Here is an 11519-nt window from a genome sequence, read left to right as displayed (position 1 = left end):
GACAGTACCTGATACTGTCGGTCTTATGAAATCGCTCACAGACGGACGCTCGACTCGGTGGCAGAAGCACCGTGATGAGCGTCGTCGCGAACTGCTGCGCACGGTCCGCCATGTCGTCGCCGAACACGGAGACGACCTGTCGATGGACCAGATCTCGGAGCTGTCGGGAACCTCGAAGTCCGTGCTCTACCGCTATTTCACCGACCGTGCGGGACTGCAGGCGGCCATGGGCGAATGGGCCATGGGCGTCATCGTCCGCTCACTCGACGAGGCCACCTCGGCAGCGGCGAAGATGTGCACAGCAGGCATCAGGCAGCAGGCGGCAGCCGTCGACGGGGGAACGGCCAGAGCACGGGAATCGCTGACATCGATGGTCCGAGCCTTCGTCACCCTGGCCGCAACGTCGCCGCACGTCTACCGGTTCTGCGACACGGCTGTGAACCGATTCGCGCCCCAACAGACCGGCGGTTTCTTCAACTCGATCGCAGAGCTCCTGGCCGACCGCCTGGACCTCGCCGACGATCGGGACCGTCTGTGGTCGGCCGGAGCCATCGGCTTCGTCCGCGCCGCGACCGAGGCCTGGCTCTCGAACCCCAGCCGTGCCGAGGAGTTCGCCACTGACATCAGCAACTGGCTGTGGGCATCATTGCCCGCCAATCTAGGAGTAGAACGATGAAGCTGTCTCTCAACCCTCAGGCCATCAACGATGTGCTCGACGGCCGCTGGGCCGAAGGCCGACGTCGGGGCCGCGAACTGGCCCTGGACCCCCGGAGCCACGAGGATCCTGCCGATGATCTCGAGACCACTCGAGCAAAGACCCTCGTCGGCGTCGGTCTCATGGCCGACTCCGGTCTGCCGCTCGTCAGCCTTCCGCCCGAGCTGGGTGGGAAGAACCAGCACGCCACCAACGTGGCGGGCTTCGAGGAGACGGTCACCGCCGCTCCCAGCCTGCAGATCAAGGCCGGAGTCCAGTTCGGCCTCTTCGGCGGAGCGATCCTCCACCTCGGCGATGCCGAACAGCACAAGAAGTGGCTGATCGATGTTCAGACCGGCAAGCTGCTGGGCTCGTTCGCGATGACGGAGATCGGACACGGTTCGGATGTCGCCTCCGTGGCGACGACGGCGACCTACGATGTCGACGCGGAAGAGTTCGTCGTCACCACTCCTTTCCGTGCCGCAACCAAGGAATACATCGGCAACGCCGCTCGGGACGCCCGCGCGGCCGTCGTCTTCGCACAGCTCGTCACCGCCGGGGTCAACCACGGGGTGCATGCCTTCTTCGTTCCCGTCCGTGATGAGTCCGGAGACCCGATGCCGGGAATCTCGATCGAGGACGACGGCTACAAGGGCGGCCTCAAGGGCGTCGACAACGGACGCATCGCCTTCACCGAAGTGCGCATCCCACGGACCAATCTGCTCAACCGGTACGGGGATGTCAGCGCCGACGGCACCTACTCCTCCCCCATCGACTCACCGGGGCGCCGCTTCTTCACCATGCTCGGCACCCTGGTCCAGGGTCGTGTCTCGCTCGACGGTGCCGCGATCGTGGCGTCGAAGATCGCTCTCGACATCGCCGTGCGCTACGGACTCGAGCGCAAGCAGTTCAACTCCGTCGACGAGATCGAAGAGACCACTCTGCTCAGCTACCAGCAGCACCAGCGTCGCCTCATGCCCGCTCTCGCCGCGGTCTACGCCTCGAACTTCGCTCACGACAAGCTGCTCGCCTCGTTCGAAGAGGTCTTCTCCGGTGCCGATGACTCCGAGGAGAACCGGGCCGTGCTCGAGACCCGCGCGGCGGCGTTCAAGGCGGATACGACCTGGATGGCACTCGACGTCATCCAGGAATGCCGCGAGGCCTGCGGCGGTGCCGGCTTCATGGCCGAGAACCGACTCGTCGGTCTGCGCGCCGACATGGATGTCTACGCCACGTTCGAGGGCGACAACACGGTGCTCCTCCAGCTGGCTGCCAAGCGCCTGCTCGGCGACTACGCGAAGGAGTTCTCCAACCTCGACATCGGCGGTGTCGCCCGCTTCATCGGCACCCGAGCGGCTGAGCACAGCCTCTACCGGACCGGACTGGCCAATGCCGGCACGGCGATCTCCGATGTCTTCAGCGGCAACCTCAGCGAGAAGCGGATCCGTTCGGGTCGTCTGCAGCGGACCCTGCTGGAGAACCGCGTCGAGTCCATGGTCGCCTCGGTAGCGCAGAACCTGCGTCCGGCGATGAAGATGTCTCAGGCCGCTGCCGGTGAGCTGTTCAACTCCACCCAGCACGAACTCATCGAGATGGCTCGCGCCTATGTCGAGCTGGAGAAGTGGAAGGCGCTCGACGAGAAGATGAAGGAGCAGACCGACGCCGATCAGGCCAAGGTGTTCCGCCGTCTGCGCGATACCTACGGTCTCACGCTCATCGAGCGTCATCTGGGCTGGCATCTCATGTACGGGCGTCTGCCGATGTTCCGGGCCCGTCAGATCAACGACACGCTCAACCGTCTGTGCGCGAAGCTGGCCGCGAACGCCCTCGATCTCGTCGAGTCGTTCGGCTACGGCGACGAGCACCGTCGGGCCACCATCGCCACCGGTGTGGAGGCGCAGCGACAGGCCGAGGCCGCGGACTATTTCCGCCGGGCCCGCGCCCAGGAGGACTTCCCCGTCGATGAGAAGCACCTGCGCAAGGCCGAGAAGGCGGCCGCCAAGGCAGCGGCGAAAGCTGCGGCCAAGTCCGGCAACAGGTCCGGCAGCAAGGCCGGCGTGAAGTAAAACCTCCCCCTCCGCCCCGGCGCTCGACCTTCCGAGTGCCGGGAGCGGGATTACGAAGAATCCCCGCAGCGAACGGTCTGCGGGGATTCTTCTTGTCGGGAGCGGCCGGATCTCGTCCGGAACGCTCAGGCGGCGAGGAAGTCTTCGAGCACGGCAGAGATCTTGGCCGACTCGGTGAGGAATCCGTCGTGGCCGACGGGAGAGTCGATGACGTCGTGGCGGACTTTGCCCGGCAGCGCCTCGGCGAGGATCTCCACCTGTTCGGGCGGGAACAGGCGATCCGAGGACACCGAGATCACGAGGTTGTCCGTGCAGGCATCGGCCAAGGCGGTGCGCAGGTCGCTCGAACGCCCGCGGCGCACATCGTGATCGCGCAGGGCGCGGGTGAGCACGAGGTAGCTGTGCGGGTCGAATCGAGCGGTGAGCTTCTTCGCCTGGTGATCGAGGTAGGAACTGACCTCGTAGTAGTTCTCCGAACGCATCCGTCGCGAGAAGCGCTCATTGAGTTCGGCGTCATTGCGGTAGGTCAGATGGGCGATCTGACGCGCCAGACCGAGTCCTTGGGACGGGAAGCGCCCGACTGCGGAATAGTCCCCGGCATAGTAGTCGGGGTCGAGTTCGATCGCCCGTTCCTGCATCATCGCCCATGCGATCTGGTCGGCCTCACAGAAGGCCGGTGCGGCGATGACGGCGCATTTGCGCACCTTCCGCCGATCGAGCAGAGCGAATTCGAGCGCCCGTGCGCCACCCATGGATCCGCCGATCACCGCCGCCCAGGACTCGATGCCGAGGATCTGGGCGAGGTTGTGCTCTAACCTCGCCATGTCCCGGATCGAGACCGCCGGGAAGCGGGAGCCGTAGGCCAGTCCGTCGTCGAAGGTCGACTGCGGCCCGGTCGTGCCCGAGCATCCGCCGAGCGAATTCGCGCACACCACGTAATACTCGCTCGTGTCCACGGCTTCGCCGGGACCGACGACGCCCGACCACCATTCGGTGACGTGGGTGTCGCCGGTGAGGGCATGTTCGATGAGGATCGCATTGGAACGATCCGCGTTGAGAGTGCCGAAGGTCTCGTAGGCGATCTCAACCGTGCCGAACGTATGCCCGGAGTCCGTGCCGAAGCCCAGAATCCGCTCGACGGAGGTACTCTGGGTGGTCATCTCAGGCCGCGGTCGCTGCCTTCGCGGCAGCCGCTGCGAAGCCCTTGTCGAGGTCGGCGATGATGTCGTCGATGCCTTCGATGCCCACGGACAGGCGCACCAGCGCCGGGTTGACGCCCGCAGCCTTCTGAGCCTCCTCGTCGAGCTGGGCGTGCGTGGTCGAGGCAGGGTGGATGACGAGTGAGCGGACGTCGCCGATGTTCGCCACGAGCGAGTGCAGCTCGAGGGCGTCGACGAAGGCCACGGCCGCGTCGTAGCCGCCGGCGATGTCGAAGGCGAGCACCGAGCCCACACCGTTCGGCAGGTACTTCTTGGCCAGGCCGTTCCAGGGGCTGGATTCGAGCCCGGCATAGGCGACGCGGTCGACCTGGTCGTGGCCTTCGAGGTAGGCGGCGACCTTGTTGGCGTTCTCGACGTGGCGTTCGATGCGCAGGCTCAGGGTCTCGATGCCCTGGGCGAGCAGGAACGCATTCGTCGGGCTGAGCGAAGGTCCGAGGTCGCGCAGACCCTGCACGCGTGCCTTGAGTCCGTACGACACGTTCGCACCGAAGGGTCCATCGGCACCGAGGTCACGGGCGAAGACGAGTCCGTTGTAGGTGACATCGGGTTCGTTGAAGCCGGGGAACTTCTCCGGCTGTGCGCCGTAGTCGAAGTTGCCGCTGTCGACGAGGACGCCAGCGACGGAGTTGCCGTGGCCGCCGAGGTACTTCGTCGCCGAGTGCAGGACGACGTCGGCGCCGTGTTCGATGGGGCGCACGAGGTAGGGGCTGGCCAGGGTGTTGTCGACGATCAGCGGGACGCCGGCCTCATGGGCGATCGCGGCGATCGCTTCGATGTCGAGGATGTCCGAACGCGGGTTCGACACGACCTCGCCGAAGAGGAGCTTGGTGTTGTCCTGGATCGCGTTCTTCCACTCGTCGTGGTCGTCGACGTCGACGAACGTGGTGTCGATGCCGAGCTTGCGCAAGGTGACGTCGAGGAGGTTGACGGTTCCGCCGTAGAGGCTGGAGCTGGCCACGATGTGGTCGCCGGCTCCGGCGATGTTCGTGATCGCCAGGAAGGCAGCGGACTGGCCCGAGGCGGTGAGGACTGCGTGGACTCCGCCTTCCAGGTCGGCGATGCGGTTCTCGACGACCTCGTTCGTCGGGTTCGTCAGACGGCTGTAGACGGGGCCGACGTCGGTCAGCGCAAAGCGGCTGGCCGCATGCGCAGCGTCGTTGAACACGAACGAGGTGGTCTGGTGGATGGGCAGGGCGCGCGATCCGGTGGTCGGATCGGGAACCTGTCCGGCATGGATCTGGCGGGTTTCGAATGCCTGGGTCATGGTCTCTCCTTCGTGGGTGCCTTCGCGGAGGCGGTGCGGATCGGTGATGGTGATGTGTCTACTGTCATCGACTTCGCTTCCCGGTGAGGGCGGATGTGTCATGTGGATGTCATCGTCCGTCATGTTTCGTCATACCTCGTCGCGCAGTCGTCATCTGCGCCCTATGTGCACCCCGAGGTCAGCGGAAGTTCCGTGCCTTCGTCGGCAGCTGCACCTCGAGCGGGATGAGTTTGTGCGCATAGAGGCTCACGACCTCTCCCCCGCGCTGGATGAGCCCGGTGACGACGAGGAAGTTCCGCGAGGTCGCGACCGTGCGGAAGCGTTTCATCAGCCCGGCCGTGGCGACGACGTTGAGCATTCCGAACTCGTCCTCCAAGTTGATGAAGGTGATCCCCGAGGCGGTCGCCGGGCGCTGCCGGTGGGTGACGATCGCGGCCACCGTCATCCGGGTTCCGTCTGCGGCGGCTGCCGCATCCGCGGTCGAGGAGTATCCGCGGGCGATGAGCTGATCGCGCAGGATCTCCGTGGGGTAGCCGTCGACGGTGATCCCGGTGGAGAAGAGTTCGGCCAGGGTCGTGTCGAAGGCGTCCATGCTCGGCAGGCTCGGTGCCGAGTCCACCGAGGCGGTGCCCGGCAGCAGTCCCGGGTGGGCACCGGCGACTCCCCCGGCCAGCCACAGCGCCTGCCGGCGGTCGAGGTCGAATCCGGACAGCGCCCCGGCCGTGGCCAGGGACTCCAGAGCCTGCTTGCCGATGCCTGTGCGTTCGGCCAGATCCGCCACCGAGGTGAAGGGAGCGATCGTGCGCTCACGGACGATCACCTCGGCGAAGGTGCCGACGTGGGCGACCGATTCGAGTCCCAGGCGGATCCCCAGTTCCCCCGCCGAGGCGGCCGTGCCGTTGCGATCCCCCGCCGAAGCCGTATCATCCCCCGCCGAGGCGGTGCTGTGGCACTGTTCGCCGGGACCGACCTTCTCGAGGTCCGTCTCCGCCTGCGACCAGCGGATGTCGACCGGCAGGATCGGCACCCCGTGGCGGCGGGCGTCGGCGATGAGCGACTGCGGGGAGTAGAAGCCCATCGGCTGGCTGCGCAGCAGACCGGCGGTGAACGCCGCATGGTGGTGGAGTTTGAACCAGGCGGACTGGTAGACGAGGTTCGCGAAGCTGATCGCGTGCGATTCGGGGAACCCGTAGTTCGCGAAGGCCGCGATGGTCGCGAAGATCGCCTCGGCCGTGTCCGCGTCGACCCCGCGAGCCAGGGCGCCCGTGCGGAACTTCTCCGCGAGTTCGGCCATCCGCCTCTCCGACCGACGTGAGCCCATGGCCTGCCGCAGACGGTCGGCATCGGCCCCGGTGAAGCCGCCGACGTCGATGGCCATCTGCATCAGCTGCTCCTGGAACAGCGGCACCCCGTAGGTCTTGGCCAGGGACTTCTCCAACAGCGGATGGAGGTATTCGACCGTATCGAGGCCCTGCCGCCGGCGGATGTAGGGGTGGACGGAGCCGCCCTGGATGGGGCCGGGGCGGATGAGCGCGACCTGCACGGCGAGATCGTAGAAGATCCGCGGACGCAGCCTGGGCAGGGTCGCGAGCTGGGCGCGGGATTCGACCTGGAAGACTCCGACGGCATCGGCACGGCAGAGCATGTCGTACACGTCCTCGTCCTCATCGTCGATCTCCGCCCGGTCGATGAGGACCCCGGTGTGGCGATGGACGAGTCCGACCATCTCATGCAGAGCGGTGAGCATGCCCAAGCCGAGCAGGTCGAACTTCACCAGTTCCATGGCCGCACAGTCGTCCTTGTCCCACTGCACCACGGTGCGGTGACCCATCGTCGCCTTCTCGATCGGCACCACCTCGCCGATGGGCCGGTCGGCCAGGATCATTCCGCCGGAGTGGATGCCCAGATGCCGGGGTGAGCCGAGCAGGTCACCGGCGACGGTGAGCACGGGGGCGGGCACCGGGGAGTCCTCGGCGTCGGGCAGGCTCGCCCATCGGTTGCTCGACTTCGAGAATGCGTCCTGCTGCCCGGGAGCGTAGCCGAGGCTGAACGCGGCGTCGCGGATCGCCGACTTCGCACGGTAGGTGATGACATTGGCCACCTGGGCCGCCCGGTCGCGGCCGAAGTGGTCGTAGACGTACTGGATGACCTCTTCGCGGCGACCCGATTCGATGTCGATGTCGATGTCCGGGTACCCCTTGCGGTCCGGGGACAGGAACCGATCGAAGAGCAGCCCGTGTTTGACCGCGTCGACGGCGGTGATGCCGAGGACGAAGCAGACCGCGGAGTTCGCCGCCGAACCCCGACCCTGGCAGAAGATTCCCATATTGCGGCAGAACTCGGTGATGTCGAAGACGATGAGGAAGTAGCCGCAGAAGCCCAGCTGGGCGATCATGTCCATCTCCCGGTCCAGCTGCTCCCACGCCCTGGGATGCTCGGCGCGGGATCCGTAGCGCTGCCGTCCGCGTTCGGCGATGAGACCGCGCAGATAGGCCTCCCCGTCGCCGTCATCGGGCATCGGTGCCTTCGGCAGATCGGGGCGGGCCGAGCCGAGGACGAAGGAGCATTCCCGTCCGATCCGCACAGCGTTCTCCAGCGCCTGACGGGGGAACCGTGCGAGCATCTCCTCGCCGGTGTGGATCCGTGCGTTCGCCGTCGCCGGCAGCCATCCGGCCAGTTCGTCCAGCGACAGCCGGGATCGCACCGAGGCCCGCACCTGCGCAGACTTCCAACGGGCGCGGGTGGCGAAGTGGACGGTGTTGCTGGCCATGATCGGCAGACGGGTCCGCTTGGCCAGATCGCCGAGGTGGCGCAGCCGCTCGTCGTCGTCCGGGGTTCCGTCCCGGCTGAGTTCGACGGCGATCCGGTCGCGCCCGAACAGGGCGATGAGGTCGCGCAGAGCACCCAGACCGCCGTCGGCATCGGTCAGGGCGCGCCGCAGCGGTCCTTTGCGGCAGCCGGTGAGGATCGTCCAGTCCCCGTCCATGGCTGCCAGCTCCTCGAGGTCGAAGACCGGGCGGTTCTTCTCTCCGCGCAGGTTCGCCTCGGTGATGGCACGGGAGAGTTGGTGATAGCCGTCGACGCTGCGGGCGAGGACGAGAAGGTGGGTGGCCTCGGGGTCGGTCTGGCCGGGGATCTTCTCGGCCAGCCCCACGGACAGTTCGGATCCGAACACGGTGGGCAGGCCCACCTCGGCGGCGGCATGGGCGAAGCGGACCGCACCGTAGAGGCCGTTGTGATCGGTCAGCGCCAGGGAGGTCAGTCCGGCGGCCGCACCGGCGGCCACGAGCTCCTCAGGATCGGAAGCGCCGTCGAGGAAGCTGAACTGGGAGTGCACGTGCAGCTCCGCCCATTCCACGCTCGCAGTCTGCAGCAGCGGTCCCCGCTTCGCGCCCGCGTCGTCGGCGGATGTGCCGTGGTAGCGGTCGCGGCTGTCGGGACCGCGCGGGCCGACCGAGACCTGGTAGCGGTCCGGGCGGGAGAACGCCGGGGCATCGGAACCGTCGGCGTGCTTGTCGACGGGACGGTCTGTCCCTGGTTGCCCTGGGACACCCTTTCCTTCGAGCCGACGGGCCAGCTTCGACCAGGGTGTGCGCGGATTCGAGAATCCCATCGGCGTGTCCTCCTCCCAACGGTGCGGATCGATCTCTGCTGTGGCGGCGGTGGTCGTCGCCGCGGTGGTGTGTCGTCAGCTGTGTGTTCGGGGTCAGCGGTAGCGGCCGGTGAGGTACCACTGGCCGTGCTCCTTGCTCAGCAGGAGGGCTCTGCCCTGCTCGGTCACGACCTGCAGGCGGGTTCGGTAGACGGTCCGCTTGGGGTCCCACCATCCGGATTCGATGGGCCAGGATCCGGAATAGTCGGTGATGGCTTCGGTCTGTCCTGTGGGGAATCTGATCGTCGCCGGCGCGGTGTCCAACCCTGAAGGCCTGGCCTCCACAGGAGAGCCGTCGGCGGCGAGCACGTCGACGGCCGAATGCTCGACGGTGGTCGGCCTCGGCGCGTGCAGGGCGCCGGGCCAGGGTGCCTGGGGGCTGCGGGCCGGTGCGGCGGTCTGCTGCCACGGGGTCCACAGGTTCGTCTCGGCCGGATCCCATCCACCTTGGATGCCGGGAACCAGGACCGCGTCGGGGCCGAAGAGTCCTTGCAGCCGTTCGAGGGTGTGGGTGATCTGCCCGGTGTTCTCGTCGAACAGACTCCGCGTGGCACCGATCGGGGTGGTCAGCTCCGCTGCGATGAGTCGCAGCGCGATGATGCCGTCCTCGGAGAAGTCCTCGGCGTCGGGTGCCGGTTCGTCGACGATGTCGAGAGCCTGCGGGCCCGCCTGTGTCGCGGATGTCGAGGATCCCGTCCGGGATCTCTGCCCGGGGCTCGCCCCGGCGCCGCGCGGAGATCCCTGCCCGGTGCTCGCTCCTGCCAGCCAACCCTCGGCCTGCCACCGCAGCCGGTCGGCGATCGCGTTCTCCTGCATGTCCTCGATCCGCCAGGTCCGGGAGGAGGACTGTCCGCCCACGGCGTCGAGTTCGATCGTGATCTGGGTGCAGACGAGTCCCTGCCTGCGCACCTTGGCCAGCAGTTCGCTCCCGAGCTGTCGGGCGAGGAATCCGAGGGTGTCGCTGCGGGTCGTGGGAGCCTCGAGACCGAGTTCGGCGTCGAGCCGCTCTGCGCGGATGTGGTCGGTCGGTGGTGCCCCCTCTCGCCCGCGGGCCAGGTCGTGGACATGCCGGCCGAAGGCACCGAACCGTGAGTTCACGTCCCTGGCTTCGAGCCCGGCGAGGTCGCCGAGAGTACGCAGACCCAGCTGCAGGAAGACCTCGATGAGCGCGGTCGCCTCGGAGCCGGCGTATTCCAACGTTGTGATCGGCTGGGCGGCCAGGAAGTCCACAGTCTGCCCGGGTTCGACCCGGCGGGCCTGACCGGAGGCGAGGACCGCGGCGAAGACGGTGTCGGCGATGCCGGGGAAGAACTCCCATCCGGTCTCGGCCACCAGCGCGGAGACCAGGGCCTCGACGGCGCTGGGTTCATCGGGGTAGCCGTGCCGGAGGGAATCGAGCGGGATCGCCAGGGTTCCCGGGCTCAGCAGGGTGAATCGCGCAACGAGGTCTTCGAGTGCTCCGACTCCGGCGCTGAAGCGGCGGTTGTCCACGTCTTCGTCCCAGGCCGCGACGTGGGCTTCCGGGCACCGGTATCCCACGGCTCGCTTGTTGTTGCCGAGGGCGACGCCGGCAGTGCGGGCGGGTGCGTTGGCGGCGATGACCTTGCCGCCGTGGAGGACCGCGACCGGATGGCCGGGGCCGATCTCGTGTTCGGCCGCGGCGGCCACGGCCGGCCAGTCGGGCACCGTGAGCACGAGGATGCGCTGCGGTTCATCCGACATGGCCGATCACCTGCCGCAGATGCGTGATCGTCGCCCACCGCGGGTCCTGTGGGTCCTGCGATTCCGCAACCGCGTCCTCGTCGGACGCCGCAGGTGTGGAGGTCGACGGCTCGGGTGTCGGCTCAGTCTGCCCGGCGGCCTCCCTTGCAGGGGTGTTCGACGCAGCGATCCCCTCCGCAGTGGTGTCGTCCGCAGGGATATCCGGCACTCCGGACCGACCGCCGCCGGTCAGCACCTCCAGTGTCCCCGCGGGGACCTCGGAGGGGACCTCGGCGGGGGTTCCGGTCGGGCCGGGCAGCAGGAAGCGGTGGGTTCCCGTCTGCGACCGGGCGCGGACGAGGCAGGACCGCAGACGTCCGCGGCCGCGTTCGGCGCCCGACCAGTGGGCGTCCGTGATCTCGATCTGCTCGGTGCTGCCGGACAGGGGCCGGAGGCTGATGAGGCTCATGCGCCGTTCGCGGATCTTCGCCAGCAGCCGCGCACGTTCCTTTGCGCTCGGAGCGAAGCCGGGGTCGACGAGGATGATGTCGAAGGACTCGATGAGGATCGAGGCCACGCGCAGCCAGTCCTCCCCGGGGGTGGCGAGATTGACGAAGTGGTCGAGGTCGACGCCGAGGTCGGCGATCGAGGACACCGCAGGTTCGCCGAGGCCGATGCCCGCGCACCATTTCTGCTCCCGAGTCGCTGCGGCGATCGTCGCCAGTGCACAGCTGAGAGACAGTTCTCCGGTGACGGTGACGAGTTCGCCTCGAGGCAGGCCACCGCGACGGAACAGCGGAGAGAGCACAGGATCCACCGGGTGAGGTGGGATCCTGTCCAACAGCGCCGTGGCCGTGGAGATTCCCATCTCCCGGCTGAGCTGCTGAACGACTGGTGCGGCTGACATGACATCCATTATCGA

At 67.5% G+C, this 11519-nt stretch carries 7 protein-coding genes; 2 read left to right on the top strand and 5 right to left on the bottom strand.

Features of this window, described 5'->3' with window-relative positions; all coding sequences use genetic code 11:
* Nucleotides 1-25: 25 nt before the first annotated feature.
* Together HK401_RS05840 and HK401_RS05835 are read left to right on the top strand one after the other, a co-directional pair.
* Complete coding sequence (locus HK401_RS05840) at nucleotides 26-676, top strand: TetR/AcrR family transcriptional regulator (RefSeq protein WP_181273714.1); 651 nt, start codon at nucleotides 26-28, stop codon at nucleotides 674-676.
* A complete protein-coding gene (locus tag HK401_RS05835; RefSeq protein WP_181273713.1) occupies nucleotides 673-2760 on the top strand; it encodes an acyl-CoA dehydrogenase family protein in 2088 nt (695 codons plus the stop codon). The genes HK401_RS05840 and HK401_RS05835 overlap by 4 nt, the downstream gene beginning before the upstream one ends.
* A gap of 125 nt (nucleotides 2761-2885) precedes the next feature.
* Here HK401_RS05835 and metX read toward each other — a convergent pair whose 3' ends face one another.
* The 5 genes from metX to imuA' all read right to left on the bottom strand — a co-directional run bounded on the left by metX (nucleotide 2886) and on the right by imuA' (nucleotide 11504).
* The gene (gene metX / locus HK401_RS05830; protein ID WP_181273712.1) at nucleotides 2886-3920 is read right to left on the bottom strand and encodes a homoserine O-acetyltransferase MetX; all 1035 of its coding nucleotides are present in this window, start codon (nucleotides 3918-3920) and stop codon (nucleotides 2886-2888) included.
* 1 nt (nucleotide 3921) lies between these two features.
* Nucleotides 3922-5244 (bottom strand): O-acetylhomoserine aminocarboxypropyltransferase/cysteine synthase family protein, encoded by a 1323-nt coding sequence (locus HK401_RS05825; RefSeq protein ID WP_181273711.1) that lies wholly within the window; start codon nucleotides 5242-5244, stop codon nucleotides 3922-3924.
* Between the two features lie 178 nt (nucleotides 5245-5422).
* Nucleotides 5423-8857 (bottom strand): error-prone DNA polymerase, encoded by a 3435-nt coding sequence (locus HK401_RS05820; RefSeq protein WP_181273710.1) that lies wholly within the window; start codon nucleotides 8855-8857, stop codon nucleotides 5423-5425.
* A 93-nt stretch (nucleotides 8858-8950) separates the two neighbouring features.
* On the bottom strand, nucleotides 8951-10618 hold the full coding sequence (locus HK401_RS05815) for a DNA polymerase Y family protein (RefSeq protein ID WP_181273709.1): 1668 nt from the start codon (nucleotides 10616-10618) through the stop codon (nucleotides 8951-8953).
* Complete coding sequence (gene imuA' / locus HK401_RS05810) at nucleotides 10608-11504, bottom strand: DnaE2-dependent mutagenesis accessory factor ImuA' (protein WP_258234010.1); 897 nt, start codon at nucleotides 11502-11504, stop codon at nucleotides 10608-10610. Before imuA' ends, HK401_RS05815 begins: the two co-directional genes overlap by 11 nt.
* Between the last annotated feature and the right edge of the window lie 15 nt (nucleotides 11505-11519).

The sequence above is a fragment of the Brevibacterium oceani genome, assembly GCF_013623835.1.
GTDB lineage: Bacteria > Actinomycetota > Actinomycetes > Actinomycetales > Brevibacteriaceae > Brevibacterium > Brevibacterium oceani.
This window is presented reverse-complemented; position numbering and strand designations above follow the sequence as displayed.

What these genes read in the sequence shown, in the direction of transcription:
- HK401_RS05840 (WP_181273714.1), top strand. Translation starts at nt 26, where the DNA reads ATGAAATCGCTCACAGACGGACGCTCGACTCGGTGGCAGAAGCACCGT.
- HK401_RS05835 (WP_181273713.1), top strand. Translation starts at nt 673, where the DNA reads ATGAAGCTGTCTCTCAACCCTCAGGCCATCAACGATGTGCTCGACGGC.
- metX (WP_181273712.1), bottom strand. Translation starts at nt 3,920, where the DNA reads ATGACCACCCAGAGTACCTCCGTCGAGCGGATTCTGGGCTTCGGCACG.
- HK401_RS05825 (WP_181273711.1), bottom strand. Translation starts at nt 5,244, where the DNA reads ATGACCCAGGCATTCGAAACCCGCCAGATCCATGCCGGACAGGTTCCC.
- HK401_RS05820 (WP_181273710.1), bottom strand. Translation starts at nt 8,857, where the DNA reads ATGGGATTCTCGAATCCGCGCACACCCTGGTCGAAGCTGGCCCGTCGG.
- HK401_RS05815 (WP_181273709.1), bottom strand. Translation starts at nt 10,618, where the DNA reads ATGTCGGATGAACCGCAGCGCATCCTCGTGCTCACGGTGCCCGACTGG.
- imuA' (WP_258234010.1), bottom strand. Translation starts at nt 11,504, where the DNA reads ATGTCAGCCGCACCAGTCGTTCAGCAGCTCAGCCGGGAGATGGGAATC.